A 16,811-nucleotide genomic window follows, 5' to 3' on the forward strand; every position below is an offset into this window, starting at 1 on the left:
CCCCCTCGTCATTATTGCATCCGGCAGGCCCTTGCAGCTTTATGCCGGTCAAACATTCAGGGAGAAAAACGATGGCCTACGCACCTTTTGATCTGACCGGTAAGGTCGCACTCGTCACGGGCGGCAATCGCGGTATCGGCTACGGTATGGCAGAGGCGCTGGCCGCCTCTAACGCGCACGTCGCAATCTGGGGCCGCAAGGATGCGGCAAACAAGGAAGCGGTCGAGGCCTTGTCAAAACTTGGTGCAGGCGATGTGAAAGCCTGGAGCGTCGACGTCTCGGATGAGACCGCTGTCGTGGATGCAATGAAGGCGACAATTGACGCGTTTGGCCGCGTCGATACCTGCATTGCAAACGCGGGTGTCGGCTTCGGCGCGTCCAGTTTCGCCGAGATGGATACTGAAACCTGGAACAAGAACATGGCCGTCAATCTCGATGGCGCGTTCTGGACCTTGCGCGAAGCGACCAAGCATATCACCGAGCGCGCAAAAGCCGGTGATCCGGGTGGCTCACTGGTTGGTGTAGCATCACTTGCGGCCATTGAAGGCGCCGCCCGCAACCAGGCCTATGCGGCCACCAAGGGCGGTCTCATTTCCATGCTGAAAGCGATAGCTGTCGAAACGGCCCGTTATGGCATTCGCGCCAACGCGATTCTGCCGGGCTGGATTGCAACTGACATGACAGAAAGCGCGCAAAACACCGAAGCTTTCCAGACCAAGGTGATCTCACGCGTTCCGGCCCGCCGCTGGGGCGAGCCGAAGGATTTTGGCGGTGTTGCTGTGTATCTGGCCTCGGATGCATCGACCTACCATTCAGGCGATACATTCCTGATCGATGGTGGTTACGCGATCTTCTAGGTCCTATTGCGGGGTGGTTTCGTCCATCGTTTCGGGCGAACCATCCTGCTCTCGTACCATCTCACCAGTTTCGATATCGTCTTCTGACATCATTCCGCCCTCGACTTCCATATTGGCGGGGCCGGTATCAACGCGGGTGCCGACGACGGTATTATCATTGGCGACTTCCGAGCCGTCGCCTTCTATCAGGTCCGGCGTCTCCGTGGTCGCCTCCTCGCCGTAAACATACTCAGGTGAAGAGGCCTGATCGCCAACCTGGTCGTTGACGTCTTGCTCAGTATCGCCGCAAGCACCCATGAGGAGCGCGGACGCTGCGAGAATTACGATCTTGAAGTTCATTCTAAACTCCTGTGGCGGTAGGCCACGGCTGCTCGGGTTAATCTGTGTGAATAATCGGTGAAGCAGCGATTGGTTCCGCCCGCCTGCGTTAACACTCTCGTCCTGCCGTCGCGGGACGACTTCACAAATCAGGCTGACGACGCATTGATGTGCCCAAAGACACTTTGGGAGAAAGCATCATGAGCCTGCATACACCGCTTTGCGATTTTCTGGGCGTTAAATACCCGATCATGCTCGCTGGCATGGGCGGCGTTTCCTACGCAGAGCTTGCCGCTGCCATGTCGAATGCTGGCGGTTACGGCGTTCTTGGCATGGCCGGTACCACACCCGACTTCATCGCCGACCAGATGAAAAAGGTCCGCCAGCTCACAGACCAACCCTTCGGCGTCGACCTTCTGGCCGCGTCCCCGGAAAGCCTCGAGGAATCCGTCGATGTCATCATCAATGGCGGCGCAGACAGCTTCGTTGCCGGTCTGGGCGTGCCGATGCCCATCATGGAAAAGCTGAAGAAGGCAGGCCTCAAGGTCATGGTCGTCGGGGGCGCCGTGAAGCACGCGATCAAGGCAGAGCAGGCCGGCTGCGATGCCGTCATCCTGCAGGGCGGTGAAGGCGGTGGCCATACCGGTCTTGTCGGCACCATGCCGCTGGTCGCGCAGGCCGTCGAGGCTGTCGATATTCCCGTCATTGCCGCTGGCGGCATCTATGACGGGCGCGGCCTTGCTGCCTCTCTCGCACTTGGCGCCGTTGGTGTCTGGATGGGCACCCGCTTCATCGCTTCCGAAGAAGCGCACGCGGCCAACCTCTACAAGCAGACCGTCGTCGGTGCAGGCGATACCGACACCACCCGCACCCGCTGCTATTCCGGCAAGCCGATGCGGTGCCGGACGAATGAATATATTCAGGATTGGGAAAGCCGCCCGGAAGACATCCAGCCTTTCCCGCATCAGGCCATTCACTCCAACAAGACGGGCGTCATTGGCGGCATTGGCGGCATCACCGACGAGGCCAAGCTAAATGCCGACACGTCCTGCTTCGCCATGGGCCAGTCTGCTGGCGGTGTGAAAGACGTTCTCCCCGTCAAGGACATCGTAGAGCGCATCATCGCCGAAGCTGACGCGAGCATCGCAAAGGTCGCTGGCTACCGCGCCTCGCAGAGTGCGGCCGGATAGGCGGGTCTTCAGTAATAATATTGCCGCTGTAGTGTGACCCTTTCTACCCACAGCGGCGATAGGTCTCCCTCTATCGACTTGCCAAGTTTTGCCTGAGGGTGTTGGAACGCAACTAACCCTTTTGAACAAAGCGATTGAGGAGGAAATTCATGGGCGTACTCGACGGAAAAGTGATCCTGGTCACAGGTGGCGGCAACGGCATCGGCAAGGAATGCGCGCTGCTCGCCGCCAAGGAAGGCGCCAAAGTCGTCGTCAACGATCTAGGCGGCACGCTGTCTGGCGATGACGCAGGCGATGCGGGCCCGGCAGAAAAAGTGGCTCAGGAAATCCGTGCCGCCGGCGGCGAAGCTGTCTCGAACTCGGACAGCGTTACCGACTACAAAGCCGTCGAAGGCATGATCGAACAGGCCAAGGATGAGTTTGGCGGCCTGCACGGCATCATGAACCCGGCTGGCATTCTGCGTGACGGCATGTTCCACAAGATGTCCGAGGACGACTGGAAGGCCGTCATCGACGTGCACCTCAACGGCTCTTTCAACGTGACCCGTGCGTCGGTGAACCATTTTCGGGACCAGGAAGACGGTTCATACGTGCTCTTCACGTCGACAACCGGCCTCATCGGCAATATCGGTCAGGCCAACTATGGCGCCGCCAAGCTTGGTATCGCCAGCCTCTCGCGCATCATCGCCATGGAAGGCGAGCGCAAGAATGTGCGCTCGAACGTCATCGCGCCATTCGCCTGGACGCGCATGATTGCGTCCATCCCGGTCAAGGATGAGGCCGGCAAGGAACGTGTCGAGCGGATGAAAAACGGCATGCGCGCCGATCAGGTCGCCCAGCTTGCTGTGGCGCTCTGCGCCGACAAGTCCAAGGACGTTTCTGGCCAGATCTTCTCGGTCCGCGGCAATGAGGTCGTCCTGTTCGACCAGCCTCGTCCGGTCAAATCTGTCGCCCGCCTCGAAGGCTGGACACCGGAAACCCTGCTCGAACAGGGCCTGCCGAGCATGAAGGGCAGCTTCATGGATATGGGCGCGACCACCTCGGTCTTCCCATACGAACCAATCTAGATTTGGCAGCTTCCCTGTAACGCCCATTCATTCGGGCGCTGCATAAGTCATCTGTTCAACATCCCATTGGCGCGGCAGCGATGCCGCGCCATTTCTTTTCCGGAAGTAGAAAACCGGAGAAAACCCATGATCGATATCAGACCGTTCAAAGGGCTCGGTACATTCAGGAATGAGTGGCTCGACGCCCATTATCATTTCTCGTTCTCTCAGTATTACGACCCGTCCCGCATGGGCCACGGCAAGCTCCGCGTCTGGAATGACGACAAGATCCGGCCACAGACCGGCTTTCCACCGCATGGGCACCGCGACATGGAAATCATCACCTATGTCCGCTCTGGCGCGATCACGCACCAGGACTCGATGGGCAACAAGGGCCGGACCGAAGCAGGCGACGTCCAGGTCATGAGTGCCGGGCGCGGTGTGCAGCATTCTGAATGGAATGCTGAAGACCAGGAAACCACGCTCTTCCAGATCTGGATCGAACCAGCTGTTGCAGGCGGCGAACCGGGCTGGGGCGCACAGAAGTTCCCGAAGTCGGACCGTTCAGGCGCCTGGGCGACCCTCGCAAGCGGCGACGAAGCTGATGAGGCCCTTCCCATCCGCCAGGATGCCAAGGTCCTCGGCGCGACCGTGAAGGCTGGCGAAACGCTGGAATACAGCGTCGGCGCGGACCGTCATGGCTATCTCGTCCTTGCAGACGGGTCAGTCGACCTGAACGGCAAGGACCGCCTCAACGCACGTGACGGCGTTGCAATCACCGGCCCGGAAAAGATCACTATCAATGGTGTGTCTGATGCAGAGATTGTATTCGTCGACACTGTCTGAAGATCGCCGCGAAGCTGCTGCCTGCGAGAACAGGCGGCAGCTTCCACGGCAACCCCTTCTTCGCCGGGTGCGTTAATCTGCTATAATTCGCGCACACCCCTCAGGAGGAGGTCAGCCCATGAAATCTGCATTTATAGCCCTTTCAGCGATAGCACTCGCCCCGCTCGCTTCGGCGACCGACATAGAGATCACCTATTCGCCAGAGTTTCAGGAGAAGCTCGAAGACGATTATGGCATCAAGGAAGGCGACAAGCTCAGCGAAGACATCCGCAGCGATCTTGAACGCGAATTTGGCAAGGCGAACCTCGACCCGGCCCGCGTCACCGTGACCATCGTCGACGCCAAACCCAACCGACCGACGATGGAGCAGATGAGCCGCCGACCCGGCCTCGACATGCTGCGTTCCAAATCGCTCGGCGGCATGGATCTCCATGGCGTGGCCTATGACGCATCCGGTACACCTGTTGGCCAGATCGAATATGACTGGTTCGAAAACGACATTACCCAGGTGATGGCCGCAGGCGTGTGGAGCGATGCCAAACGCGCGTCCCGCCGCTTTGCCCGGGAGTTTGCCGAAGAACTCTCCAGCTCGACGGACTAGGCGCTACTGTCCAAGGTCCAGCGTGCAGCTTTCGTTCAGGCTTGGCCGCGACAGCGTGATACGGCTGAGCCTCGGAAGCTCCGACTTTATCTCACGCGCAGCCCACAGGCAGATGCGTTCCAGCGTCGGCACGGACAGGCCATCGATCTCATTTAGAAGTGAGTGATCGAGCTTCTCGGCAGTCGCCTTGAGAGCTTCGGTCAGCTTGCTGAAATCCTCGACCCATTCCTCGCCCGGCTTGACACGGCCCTTGATGGCCGCCTCGAGGCGGAAGGAATGCCCGTGCAGGTTTCTATAGGGATGGCCTTCGGGCTTGCCGCCCATGAAATGCGCAGCCTCGAAGGTTACCGCCTTCGAGATTTCGAACACTTCGCCTGAAGGGCTCAGGGCAGCCCGATCAGTTTGTGGGTTTGTAAGCTCAGTCGCCATTTCGGATGCTTCATACAGTAATCGGCCGCAGCCGCGATGTTTTCGGCCTGCCTGTTATCATCTTTGGGCTGCAGGAAGAAGTGTTCGAACTGCAGCGCAGCATAGCGCTCCGGCTGGGCCTCTTCTTCGCTCTGCGGGTAGACAAGTTTGAGTTCACTGCCCTTGAGCTGAACGATTTCAGAATTTGCCTTGGGTGAGACGCAGACCCAGTCGAGACTCGATGGTGCAGGCAACGTCCCGTTCGTTTCGACACCCACCTCAAACCCGCGGTTATGCAGCGCATCGATCGCTGCCTCATCTAGCTGCAGCAGGGGCTCCCCACCCGTACAGACGACATAGCCTTTCGCGCCGGTTTCGCCGGTTTTCTCGCGCCAGACGGAAACGACATGGTCAGCTAGTGCTTCAGCGCCTTTGAATTTGCCGCCATTCTCGCCGTCCGTGCCGACGAAGTCCGTATCGCAGAACTTGCAGACAGCGCTGTCGCGGTCGCGTTCCAGCCCACTCCACAGATTGCAGCCTGCAAAACGCAGAAACACAGCCGTACGCCCGGTCTGTGCGCCCTCGCCCTGCAAGGTCACATAGGCTTCCTTCACCGAATAGGTTTTCACTTCTGGCGCTCCCGCCACTGGCGATAGCCCTTTGCGCGCAGGTGGCAGGCCGGGCAGTTACCGCAGCCATAGCCCCAGTCATGACGCGTGCGATGGTCACCCATATAACAGCTATGGGTCTTTTCGACGATGAGATCGACGAGCGCCTGTCCACCAATATCGAAAGCGAGCTGCCAGGTTTCTGACTTGTCGAGCCACATCAGCGGCGTCTTCAGCGTGAACTGCCGGTCCATACCCAGTGAGAGCGCCTTCTGCTGGGCGTCGATCGTGTCGCGGCGGCAGTCGGGATAGCCGGAATAGTCTGTCTCACACATTCCGCCAATGATCACATCAATGCCCCGGCGCCATGCCAGCGCGGCGGATAGGGTCAGGAAGATGAGATTGCGTCCCGGCACGAAGGTCGACGGCAGGCCGTCCTCATTCTCGGTGATTTCGGTCTCACGGGTCAGAGAGGTTTCGCTGATCTGGCCGAGGACGCCAAGATCGATCAGATGGTCCTCGCCCAGGCGATCCGCCCATTGCGGGAAGTCCTGGCGAATCGCAGTCAGCACGTGCTCGCGGGCATCCAGCTCCACCCTGTGGCGCTGGCCATAATCGAATCCCACAGTTTCTACGTGGCGATAGCGCTTTAGCGCCGACGCGAGGCACGTCGTGGAATCCTGGCCACCGGAAAACAGGACAAGTGCTGATGATGACTGGCTCATAGTCCGGGCAGATAGCAGAGCCACCATGCTGGTCCAAGCTAAACCTTCCTTAACGTCAGCTGCCAGTTACCTAAAAAACACGGCAAATATTGAAGTTCCCGTACGTCGAGTAAGTTGTTGACAAATTGTCACATCTCCCGATGAACTAGCCAGTGGGGCACGGCCAAATACAGAAAAGTCGGCCCATGAGGAAACGCAATTGATGAGACGGTCAGCCAGGATGGCCGCCCGTCTGGGAGGAGTTGAGATGACTAAAAAGACACCCGAAAAGTATCTGATACTGGCGGGCGCTTCGGCGATCGCATTGAGCTTGTTTGCGCCCGTCGCAACCGCACAGGAAGGCGGCGAACAGGAAGTCCGACGTACGCTCGGTACGGTTCTTGTGACCACACAGAAAACCGAAGAATCGATTCAGGACGTTCCAATCGCCGTTTCGGCCTTCGATGAAGAAGCGCTGGAAAAGCTTCAGCTGACTGGCGGCCCTGACCTCGTCCGCTCCATTCCGAACGTTTCCTTCTCCAAGGCCAACTTCGGCGGCTCATACAACTTCAAGATCCGCGGCATTGGCGCTGATCTTGTCGCTCAGTCAGGTGATGCCGGCGTCGGCGTCCACCAGAACGATGTGCCGCTGACCGCGAACCGCCTGTTCGAAGCGGAATTCTTTGACGTGGAACGCGTTGAAACGCTGCGCGGCCCACAAGGCACGCTGTACGGCCGGAACGCAACCGGCGGCGTGATCAACGTGATCACCGCCAAGCCGGTGTTCGAGGAATTCCAGGCCGATCTCAACCTGACCTATGGCAACTACAACACGTTCAAGGCCAAGGGCATGGTCAACGTGCCGCTTGGCGATCGCGCCGCCCTTCGCGTTGCCGGTTCGCTGCTCCAGCGTGATGGTTACGTGGACAATATAATCACCGGAAACGACATCGATGACCGGGACCTCTATGGCATCCGCGCGACGCTGGCGGTTGAGCCGACAGACCGGCTTCGTGGCTGGGTCTCCTATGACTATTTCAAAGAAGACGATTCGCGTCTTCGCTCTGGCAAACAGTTTTGTGACAAGGATCCGTTCCTCTCGACCTTCGCCGGCATACCCATCGGCGGCGCCGATCAGATCTATACCAGCCTTGGCTGCCAGGAAGCACCGCTTGATCAGTCCGACGACCGCGTGAACTCAGCTGGCACGCTGGGCGGCGGACTCGGTATTGCAGCGGGCCTTCTCAACGGCGATGCCTTCACCGCCCCGGTGATTCGGGATCTGCGTACAATCGAGTCGGCCTTCGATCCTTCCTACGAAGCCGACCAGGAGCTCTTTACCTGGAAAGCCGAATTCGACCTCACCGACTCGCTCCTGCTGACCTATCTCGGCAGCTATAACGAGACGTCGACGGCCTCGGTTGAGGATTATAACAAGGTCGCGCCGAATATTACGTTCAACGATCTCTCCGGCGTCCCACCAGGCATCAGCCCGGCCGCTGACCTCTACAACGCCATCTTCCCGGGCGGCGTGGTCAACGATCCACAGCTCGGCGCATCTAATGTGTTCCGGACCTTCGACATCTCCGGCGGGGCCAGTGAGCAGACATCGCACGAACTTCGTCTCCAGTCGGATTTCGATGGCCGGTTCAACTTCAACCTTGGTGCCATCAGCGTTGATTTTGAAGCGATTGATCCCAACAACCCCTTTGCCGGTTATTATGTGCTGTCCAACACGCTCACCGGTTTGACTCAGTTCAACAACGCAACCGGTGGCGCCGTCTTTGGTGGTCCGGTGCCAGTCGATAATGGCAGCGGGAGTGTTGGTCCAATTTCCAATTTGAGCGGTTTCGGTGGCAACTATTTCCGCTCGCTTTCCCCTTACAAGCTCGAATCCTTCGCTGTTTTCGGCGAGGGCTATTTCGACATCACCCAGGACCTCCAGCTTACTGTCGGCCTGCGCTACACGGACGACAAGAAAGAGCAGGAGAATACTCCGACCGCTCTGTTTGTACCGACGACCGCCGCGCAGGCAGACTTCTCGCCACAGGCAATCCCCGGCAATGCCCCGGATGATGCGGGCGACGGCACCTATAATGTCGCCTTCGAGGAAACCACGGGCCGCATCGGTCTGGACTGGCAGCCTGATCTCAGCTTCACCGACGAGTCGCTGATCTACGGCTTCTACTCACGTGGCTATAAGGGTGGCGGCATCAACCCGCCACAACCGGCCGGTGCCAACAACTTCCCGCAGACTTTCGATCCGGAGTTCATCGACTCCTACGAAATCGGGACGAAGAATACGCTCGCCTCAGGTGCCCTGCAGCTGAACGCGACCGGCTTCTACTACAACTATGAAGGCTACCAGATCACGCAGATCGTGAACCGCTCGTCTGCGAACTTCAACATCGATGCAAAGCTGCAAGGCTTTGAACTCGAGACGATCTGGAACCCGGCATCGACCTTCGTCATCAACGCCAATCTCGGCCTTCTCGACACCGAGATCCAGGACACCTACGCGATCGACGTGCTTGACCGCACCAATGGCCGCGCAGACCTGATCGCACTGAAGAATGCACAGACCTATTCAAACTGTGTGGTCTCTGCGCAGGGCTACGCCACCATCCTTGGCGCGATCCAGGCCGGTGCTCTCGCACCTGGTTCGACAGCGGGTCTCTGTGTCGGCGCATTTGCAGGAGCCGAAGGCGCGTTCGGTGTGCCAACGGTCACCTACACCGACTCCAATGGTGTGACGCGGACCATCGGTGGCCTCACGCCATTCGACGGCGATGCGAAGGACATTGATGGCAATTCCATCCCGGGTGCGCCGGAAACGACGCTCAGCCTTGGTGCCGAATACACCTTCGAAGGCGTCTTCGGTGGTGCGTGGGATGCCCGCATCCGCGGTGACTACTACTATCAGGGTGACAGCTTCAGCCGCGTCTGGAACACCACTGGCGATGAGCTTGAAAGCTGGAACAACCTCAACCTCGCAGTTGTCTTCTTCAATGACGAAAAGGGCCTCGAGTTTGAGATCTTCGGCAAGAACGTCACCGATGAGGAGGTCATCACTGGCCGCTACCTCACCGATGACAGCTCCGGCCTGTTCTCCAACATCTTCCTGACCGAGCCGCGTCTCTACGGCGTGCGGGTTCGCAAGAGCTGGTAATCAGGTCTGGTATGAAACCAGGAAGGGCGGCCCTCGAGGGGGCCGCCCTTTTTCTTTTGTGGCGCTCATTTGCGTTGCCACGCCGAGGCCCTAGATAAAGGCAAGACAGTCATCGGAGAGATCATGAAATTCCTGGCACTGACCGCGAGCGCCCTCATTCTTGCAGCCGCCTGTTCGCAGCCTGACGGTGAACCTGCAGCCCCGATCGAGGACGTCGACAACACCACGGATGAAACCGGAGCCGATTCCGGCAACGCCTCAATCGAAGCCCTTACCAGCGAAGATGGGTTCCGCCTGACGCCCGTGGCCGAAGGGCTCGAATTTCCGTGGGACATGCTCTTCCTGCCAGATGGAACGATGCTCATCACAGAAAGAAGCGGCACGATCCGGCTCGTTCGCGATGGTGAGCTTCTGCCAGAACCTGTCGCCGGAACGCCCGAAGCCCATGTGAACGCGCAAGGCGGCTATTTCGCGATGGCGCTCGACCCAGACTTCGCCAGCAATCGCAAACTCTATCTCGCCTTCGCAAAAGGTACCGCTGAGGAGAACACAACAGCCGTCGTCTCTGGCGTCCTGTCGGACGATGCGAGCGAACTTACCGATGTGCAGGAAATCTTCACCGGCGCCCCGCGCGAAACTTCCCACCACTATGGCGGCCGCCTCGCCTTCCTGCCTGATGGAACCCTCATTACCACCCTCGGCGAGGGCTTCCGCTATATGGAAGAATCACAGAACCCGCAGAACTATCACGGAACAATCGTCCGGCTGAATGCGGATGGTTCCTTCCCGGAAGACAACCCCTTCATTGACGGGGAAGATGGCCTCCCCGGCGTCTGGAGCTATGGCCACCGCAATGTTCAGGGGCTGGTCTGGGATGAAGCTCGTCAAACGCTCTGGTCACATGAGCATGGACCGAAGGGCGGTGATGAACTCAACCGCATTGAAGCAGGCAACAATTATGGCTGGCCCGCGATCACCTATGGCGTGAACTATGACGGCACTATCATTACAGAAGACACCGAAGCCCCCGGTATGGAACAGCCCGTTGTCAAATGGGTGCCATCCATCGCCCCATCAGGCATGGCGCTTGTCAGCGGTGATGTCTGGGCTGAATGGGAAGGCGACCTCATCATCGGCGCCATGAATGGCCCGCGCGGCCAGAAGCTTGTCCACGTCATGCTGGACGAAGACGGCAATGTGACCGGTCAGGCCGACCTCATGGCAGACCTCGAAGTTCCCTTCCGCGATGTCGCCATCGGTCCGGACGGCAATCTCTATGCGGCGACCGCCAATATGGACGGCACAGTCTACCGCATCGACCGCAACGAATAGGCCAAGGAAGCCAGTTTCATGATTACTCTCCACCATTTGCGCATCGGGCGCTCGATCTTCACTGTCTGGCTGCTCGAAGAGCTTGGCCTCGACTATAAGCTGAAGGTCTACCATCGCCATCCGCAGACATTCCGCTCGCAGGAAGACCTGAAAGAAGCGACCCCGCTCGGCAAGTCGCCGACGCTCGAAATCGATGGCGTCATGCTGACCGAGTCCGGCGCGATCGCGGCCTATCTGGTCGATCATTATGATCCTGAGGGCAAACTCGCCCCGCCGCGCAGCGACAAGCAGGCATGGGCTGAATTCCAGCGCTGGCTGCATTATCCGGAAGGCTCGGCTTTCCTGCCGCTCTTCATGCGTATGTTGCAGGCCCGCGAGGGCGACAACCCTTCCCCGGTGCACAAGGCGTTCGCCGATGGCGAAGTACCGCTCCACCTTGGTCTGCTCGACAAGCAACTTGCAGACCGCGACTACATTCTCGGCGACACCTTCCAGGCGCCGGACATCGGCGTGACCTATATCTGCAACATGGCAGAGCGGCTTGGTGAACTTGGTCCCTACAAGAATCTCCAGGCTTATTACCAGCGCAACATGGAGCGTCCCGCCTGGAAGCGCGCCAAGGAACGCGCTGTCGAGTAGCGCGCTCAGTTCCCCACGCCGACCCTCCCTGCTCGCGGGGAGGGGGCGATGCTCATAATGGGAAACGAAAGTTCAAAGCCCTGAGAAACGGTATCCCCTCTCCTCTGGGGAGGGTTAGGGTGGGGCCTTGCTAGCGCCGCGAGCGCATTGCGGCCGCCAGCGTACCTTCATCGAGATGATCGAGTTCACCGCCATGCGGGACGCCCTGGGCGAGCCGCGTGGTGGTCACATCCAGACCTTCGAGCTGGTCGCGCACATAGTCGACGGTGATCTGCCCATCGAGCGTGGCGCTTAGCGCGAAGATGACTTCCTTCACCTCACCGCCTTTAATCCGGTCCACCAGCATGCCGATGGTCAGGTCTTCAGGCTCGACGCCGTCAAGCGGAGAGAGCACGCCGCCAAGGACATGATAGCGCCCGCGAAAGGCGCTCGCGCGCTCCAGTGCCCATAGATCTGGTACATCTTCGACCACGCAAATGACGCTGTCGTCGCGGCCTGTATTCTGACAGACGGCGCAAGGCTGCAGCGTGTCATAATTTCCGCACGTCCTGCACTGCTCGATCCGGTTTCCCGCGTCTGCCAGTGCATCGGCCAGCGGCATGAGCAGCTGATCCTTGCGTTTGAGCAGATGAAGCGCCGCACGCCGGGCCGAACGCGGCCCAAGACCGGGAAGCTTCCCGATCAGCTCAATCATTTTCAGGATTTCAGGTCCGGCGCTCTTCTGGCTCATTGAAGCTTAGAACGGCATCTTGAAGCCGGGCATCATGCCGCCGAAGCCGGATGTTGCTTCCTTCATGGCTTTTTCCATTTCCTCGTCGAGGCGCTTGCGCGCATCGCCGTGGGCCGCCTTGACCAGGTCTTCGATAATCTCGGCTTCGTCTTCCAGGAGGGACGGGTCGATGCTGAGGCTGACCATTTCGCCCTTGCCCCGCAGGCGGACTTTCACGAGGCCTGCGCCGGCAATACCTTCGGCTTCGATCTGTTCGATCTTCTGCTGGGCTTCCTGCATCTTGGCCTGCATCTCCTGGGCCTGCTGCATGATCTTTGAGAGGTCTTTCATTCCCACGACCTACCCTTTCCTTTGATTGGCGACGCGCAAGGGGACGACATTGTCCTCCACGGGTGGCTGTTCAAGTGTATCGCTGCCACGCACGTCGAGAATTGTAAGGCCCGGAATAGCGTTGATCGCGGCGGCGACATCCGTGTCGGACTTGACGGCGTCGATCCGCTCACGCTTCAGCCGGTCCTCGCGCTCGCTGATCGTTTCGCCGGGCGTCTCGCCACGCTTGGTGCTGACGTCCCACTCATGGCCGGTGGCAATTTCGAGGAAGTCTGTCAGCCTGCGGAGCAGATCGACCGGGGCGCCATCTTTCAGGTCACAACTGATCGTGCCATCGGCAAAAACGGATGGGCGGATATAGGCTTTTGCCTCGCCCCAGAGGACGGGCTCGCGCTCTTTCTCCAGAAGGTCGAGCACGTCTTCGAATTTTGACAGGCGTGCGCCCGGGCTGCCGCCAACTGGCACAACGTTCGGGTCTTCCTTGCCGCCGCGGCCGCGCCCGCTCGCACCGTTATCGCTGCTCCCGCCGCCGCCTTGAGAGATGAGCCTTGCGGCGTCTTCCGGCGATGGCAGGCTGGCGGAGGTCACGAGGCGCAGGATGACCATGCGAAGGGCGACATCGGCTTCTGGCGCGCTCTGGGTGTCGCGATAGCCTGATAGCAGAATCTGCCAGTTACGCTGGGCCTGCGCCGGGGTGACGCTGTCGGCGATCTGGCGGGTCCGCGTCGTCCAGTCTGACGGGCCGGGCAGGACGTAATTGTCGCCCATCGCCTGTACCGTGGCGACGTCTGCGGCGATCTCCAGCAGATCCTTCATCAGGATAAGCGGATCTGCGCCGATCTGGATCTGGTCCGTAATCTCGCCCACCGCTTCGCTCGCCTTGCCGGTGACGGCGTATTCGAAGGCATCGAGCAGGCGCAGCCGGTCGCCGAGGCCGAGCATGTCGCGCACAGCCGCGCCGCTAATCTCCCCGCCATCAAGCCCCTGCACGACGGCCTGATCGAGGATGGAGAGCCCGTCCCGGACGGAGCCTTCGGCGGCCCGGGCGATTAGGGTGATGCCCTCTTCGGAAATCTTTGCGCCTTCGCGGCCAGCAATCTTGCCAAGATGGGCCGCCAGTTCGCCGGTATCGAGGCGCTTCAGGTCAAACCGCTGGCAGCGCGACAGCACCGTGACCGGCACTTTGCGAATTTCGGTCGTCGCGAAGATGAACTTCACATGTGGCGGTGGTTCTTCCAGCGTCTTCAGGAGCGCATTGAAGGACGCGGTCGACAGCATGTGAACTTCGTCGATGATGTAGACCTTGTAGCGCGCCGACTGGGGCGAGTAGCGCACGCCGTCCAGAAGGTCACGCATATCGGCGACACCGGTACGGGAGGCGGCATCGAGCTCCAGCACATCGGGATGGCGGCTCTCCATGATCGCCTTGCAATGCTCACCTGGCGGGTCGAGCTTGAGGCTGGGACCTGGATGATCCTCGCCTTCATAATTGAAAGCGCGCGCCAGAAGCCGGGCCGTTGTCGTCTTGCCGACACCGCGAACGCCCGTCAGCATGAAGGCGTGGGCGATGCGATTAAGCTCGAAGGCGTTTCGCATCGTGCGGACCATCGCTTCCTGACCGATCAGGTCAGAGAAAAGCTTCGGGCGGTATTTGCGCGCCAGCACTTGATAGGACGGCCCGCCGGAGCCGGGGGCAGCTTCTTCCTCCGCAAACATGGAGAAAGTCGCGTCGTCGCGTTCATCGTCGCCGGAAAGATCGTTTTCATCGCTCATGCCGCTCTACTAATGGCAGGGACTCGGGGGTCTCGGCAATGGCGCGCGGGCGGTTTTGCAGCCTTTGCCTGTGAAGCGATCGACCTAACTCTAGGCCGCGATGACCAAGGCACTCCTGATCTTTCCGCACCAGCTTTTCAACAACCATCCGGGCCTCAACAAGCGCCCCGACCGGATCTGCCTTGTCGAGGACACGCTGTTCTTCGGCGACCGGCAATATCCCATGCGCTTTCACAAGCAGAAACTCTGGCTGCACCGGGCCTCCATGGCGCGCTATGCCAAACGGCTCGAAGGCCTGAAACCGGAGTTCGAATATGTCCGCTACGAGGCCGGCAAACCGCTGTTGAAGCCGCTGATCGAACGCCTCGCCAAGGCTGGCATCACCGACATTCTTACATGCGACCCGGCAGATTTCATTCTGGAGAAACGCCTCAAATCTTATTGCGAGGCGGAAGGCCTAGAACTGACGCTGATCAGCACTCCGCTTTTCCTGAACACGCCGGGGGAAAACCGCGCCTGGCGGGAGGATCACAAATCCTGGTTCCAGGCCGAGTTCTACAAGCGCCAGCGCCGCCATTTCGAGGTCCTGATGGACGGCGACAAGCCGAAGGGCGAGCAGTGGAGCTTTGATGATGAGAACCGCAAGAAAGTCCCGAAGAAGCTGAGAGACAGCGTTCCCCAACTGCCACCGAGGGAGCCGGACGAGATCGAGGGAGAGGCGCGCCAGTCCGTCGAGAAGGACTTCCCGGACAATTACGGCTCGCTCGACACCCTCTACTGGCCGACCAGCCATGAGGATGCCGAGAGCTGGCTTGGGCAATTCCTCAATGAGCGGTTCGAGCTGTTCGGCCCCTATGAGGACGCCATTCTGGAGGGCGAGACCCTGCTCTGGCATTCGGCCATCACGCCGATGCTGAATATCGGCCTACTGACGCCGCGACTGGTTCTGGATGCGGCAAAAGCGTTCATTGAGACCAAAGACATCCCGATGAATTCGGCCGAAGGCTTTATCCGCCAGATCATTGGCTGGCGCGAGTTCATGCGCGCGACCTATGAGGATATCGGCGTGCCGATGCGCACCACGAACCATTGGGGCCATACGCGCAGATTGCCGGAAAGCTTCTGGACCGGCGAGACGGGGATTGACCCCATCGATGACGTCATCAAACGCGTCCTGAAAACCGGCTACTGCCACCATATCGAGCGGCTGATGGTGCTCGGCGGGTTCATGTTCATCTGCGAGATCGACCCGGACGATATCTACAAATGGTTCATGGAAATGTTCGCGGACAGCTATGACTGGGTCATGGTGCCGAACGCCTATGCGATGAGCCAGAACGCCGATGGCGGGCGCATCACGACGAAGCCCTATTTCTCTGGCTCAGCCTATATTCGCAAGATGGGCAACCATGAGAAAGGCGAGTGGTGCGATGTCTGGGATGGCCTTTACTGGCGCTGGATCTGGCGCAACCGCGAGGCACTGGCCGGCAATCCCCGCTGGGCGATGATGGTCTCGATGGCTGAGAAGATGGATGAGGAAAAGCGCGACGGGCATCTGAAACGGGCTGCGAATTTTTTGCGGGGGTTTGGCTAAGCCAGCACCAGCGGCCGCAGGCCCAGTTGGGTGCGGCTGAATGGCTTGATTGGATGCATACCTGCCTTCGCAGGTATCTTCGGGAGGGTGGGTACGCACCCGCTAAGGCGGCACCATCACCTGCGGCAGGCCGGCGATTGCATCGCCCTGCCCGGCCATAGCGGCCCCCGCACCCGCGATCAGCACGAACAGCGCAAACCCTTCGCCTGCACGCGCCATCAGAGCTTGCGCGCGGGCCTCGGGGTCGAGCTTTTCCCATGGCGTGCGGGCGGCAAAGGCCGTCCAGTCGCACGGGTCCTTGCGGTCCCCGCGCACGTCCAGCGTGATATAGATCCGCCCATTGCGGGCCACGCCATAGCCGACAAGGCCAGAGCCGCCCTCGGCGCGGCGCGCCTTCAGATAGGCGTCCAGCCTGTAAAGGTCCCAGAAGAAGACGGGCCAGAGCCAGACTTCCAGGAGGGCAAGCGTTCGCAAGATGAAGGCCCGGTCGATCATGGGGGCGACCATAGTCGGGGCGCCGAAGGGGCGGATATTTTTGGGTCATCAGTGGTGTTTCAGACGGTGTACTGGCGGTGCAGCCACGGTGTTTTTGAGGGACGTTTGCGCAGGCACTGGACTTTCACCCCTGCGGGCGGACAATCGCGCCTCTGTTCTCAAGACTTTTTG

The 16,811-nt window shown here is 59.8% G+C and carries 17 protein-coding genes; 9 read left to right on the forward strand and 8 right to left on the reverse strand.

Annotation, left to right across the window (positions count from 1 at the left end; genetic code table 11):
- Positions 1–71: 71 nt before the first annotated feature.
- The gene (locus D1224_RS05000) at positions 72–857 is read left to right on the forward strand and encodes an SDR family NAD(P)-dependent oxidoreductase (RefSeq protein ID WP_119378812.1); all 786 of its coding nucleotides are present in this window, start codon (positions 72–74) and stop codon (positions 855–857) included.
- Positions 858–860: 3 nt separating this feature from the next.
- On the opposite strand, the gene D1224_RS05005 is transcribed toward D1224_RS05000, so the two are convergent.
- Complete coding sequence (locus tag D1224_RS05005; RefSeq protein WP_119378813.1) at positions 861–1,196, reverse strand: hypothetical protein; 336 nt, start codon at positions 1,194–1,196, stop codon at positions 861–863.
- A gap of 179 nt (positions 1,197–1,375) precedes the next feature.
- On the opposite strand from D1224_RS05005, the gene D1224_RS05010 reads away from it, so the two are divergent.
- From D1224_RS05010 to D1224_RS05025, 4 genes are all read left to right on the forward strand, one after another.
- Positions 1,376–2,365, forward strand: coding sequence for an NAD(P)H-dependent flavin oxidoreductase (locus D1224_RS05010; RefSeq protein WP_119378814.1), 990 nt, complete (start codon positions 1,376–1,378; stop codon positions 2,363–2,365).
- A gap of 149 nt (positions 2,366–2,514) precedes the next feature.
- On the forward strand, positions 2,515–3,432 hold the full coding sequence (locus D1224_RS05015; RefSeq protein WP_119378815.1) for an SDR family NAD(P)-dependent oxidoreductase: 918 nt from the start codon (positions 2,515–2,517) through the stop codon (positions 3,430–3,432).
- Positions 3,433–3,558: 126 nt separating this feature from the next.
- Positions 3,559–4,257: a pirin family protein gene (locus tag D1224_RS05020; protein WP_119378816.1), complete on the forward strand. Its 699-nt coding sequence runs from the start codon at positions 3,559–3,561 to the stop codon at positions 4,255–4,257.
- A gap of 118 nt (positions 4,258–4,375) precedes the next feature.
- Positions 4,376–4,858 (forward strand): hypothetical protein, encoded by a 483-nt coding sequence (locus D1224_RS05025; protein ID WP_119378817.1) that lies wholly within the window; start codon positions 4,376–4,378, stop codon positions 4,856–4,858.
- 3 nt (positions 4,859–4,861) lie between these two features.
- Here the strand turns inward: D1224_RS05025 and D1224_RS05030 are convergent, their stop codons facing one another.
- From D1224_RS05030 to queC, 3 genes are read right to left on the reverse strand one after another with little or no spacing between them, the layout of a single operon-like run.
- A complete protein-coding gene (locus D1224_RS05030) occupies positions 4,862–5,287 on the reverse strand; it encodes a 6-carboxytetrahydropterin synthase (protein ID WP_182482170.1) in 426 nt (141 codons plus the stop codon).
- Complete coding sequence (gene queE / locus D1224_RS05035; protein WP_119378819.1) at positions 5,242–5,895, reverse strand: 7-carboxy-7-deazaguanine synthase; 654 nt, start codon at positions 5,893–5,895, stop codon at positions 5,242–5,244. The genes D1224_RS05030 and queE overlap by 46 nt, the downstream gene beginning before the upstream one ends.
- Entirely contained in the window at positions 5,892–6,599 is a 708-nt protein-coding gene (gene queC / locus D1224_RS05040) for a 7-cyano-7-deazaguanine synthase QueC (protein WP_119379900.1), read from the reverse strand. Before queC ends, queE begins: the two co-directional genes overlap by 4 nt.
- 247 nt (positions 6,600–6,846) lie before the next feature.
- Between queC and D1224_RS05045 the strand changes: the two genes are divergently transcribed.
- From D1224_RS05045 to D1224_RS05055, 3 genes are all read left to right on the forward strand, one after another.
- Positions 6,847–9,747, forward strand: coding sequence for a TonB-dependent receptor (locus tag D1224_RS05045; RefSeq protein WP_182482171.1), 2,901 nt, complete (start codon positions 6,847–6,849; stop codon positions 9,745–9,747).
- A gap of 123 nt (positions 9,748–9,870) precedes the next feature.
- Positions 9,871–11,079: a PQQ-dependent sugar dehydrogenase gene (locus D1224_RS05050; RefSeq protein WP_119378820.1), complete on the forward strand. Its 1,209-nt coding sequence runs from the start codon at positions 9,871–9,873 to the stop codon at positions 11,077–11,079.
- Between the two features lie 18 nt (positions 11,080–11,097).
- The gene (locus tag D1224_RS05055) at positions 11,098–11,718 is read left to right on the forward strand and encodes a glutathione S-transferase family protein (RefSeq protein WP_119378821.1); all 621 of its coding nucleotides are present in this window, start codon (positions 11,098–11,100) and stop codon (positions 11,716–11,718) included.
- Positions 11,719–11,848: 130 nt separating this feature from the next.
- Here the strand turns inward: D1224_RS05055 and recR are convergent, their stop codons facing one another.
- Genes recR through D1224_RS05070 form a run of 3 tightly spaced genes read right to left on the reverse strand, consistent with a single transcriptional unit; the run spans position 11,849 to position 14,551 of the window.
- Positions 11,849–12,448 (reverse strand): recombination mediator RecR, encoded by a 600-nt coding sequence (gene recR, locus D1224_RS05060; protein ID WP_119378822.1) that lies wholly within the window; start codon positions 12,446–12,448, stop codon positions 11,849–11,851.
- A 6-nt stretch (positions 12,449–12,454) separates the two neighbouring features.
- Positions 12,455–12,778, reverse strand: a complete 324-nt coding sequence (locus D1224_RS05065) for a YbaB/EbfC family nucleoid-associated protein (protein WP_119378823.1) — start codon at positions 12,776–12,778, stop codon at positions 12,455–12,457.
- Between the two features lie 9 nt (positions 12,779–12,787).
- Positions 12,788–14,551, reverse strand: a complete 1,764-nt coding sequence (locus D1224_RS05070) for a DNA polymerase III subunit gamma/tau (RefSeq protein WP_119378824.1) — start codon at positions 14,549–14,551, stop codon at positions 12,788–12,790.
- 100 nt (positions 14,552–14,651) lie between these two features.
- Between D1224_RS05070 and D1224_RS05075 the strand changes: the two genes are divergently transcribed.
- Positions 14,652–16,145 (forward strand): cryptochrome/photolyase family protein, encoded by a 1,494-nt coding sequence (locus D1224_RS05075; protein ID WP_119378825.1) that lies wholly within the window; start codon positions 14,652–14,654, stop codon positions 16,143–16,145.
- A gap of 102 nt (positions 16,146–16,247) precedes the next feature.
- Here D1224_RS05075 and D1224_RS05080 read toward each other — a convergent pair whose 3' ends face one another.
- The gene (locus D1224_RS05080) at positions 16,248–16,640 is read right to left on the reverse strand and encodes a hypothetical protein (protein WP_147372330.1); all 393 of its coding nucleotides are present in this window, start codon (positions 16,638–16,640) and stop codon (positions 16,248–16,250) included.
- Positions 16,641–16,811 lie beyond the last annotated feature (171 nt).

It is taken from the genome of Henriciella barbarensis (genome assembly GCF_003576345.1).
Classification (GTDB): Bacteria; Pseudomonadota; Alphaproteobacteria; order Caulobacterales; family Hyphomonadaceae; genus Henriciella; species Henriciella barbarensis.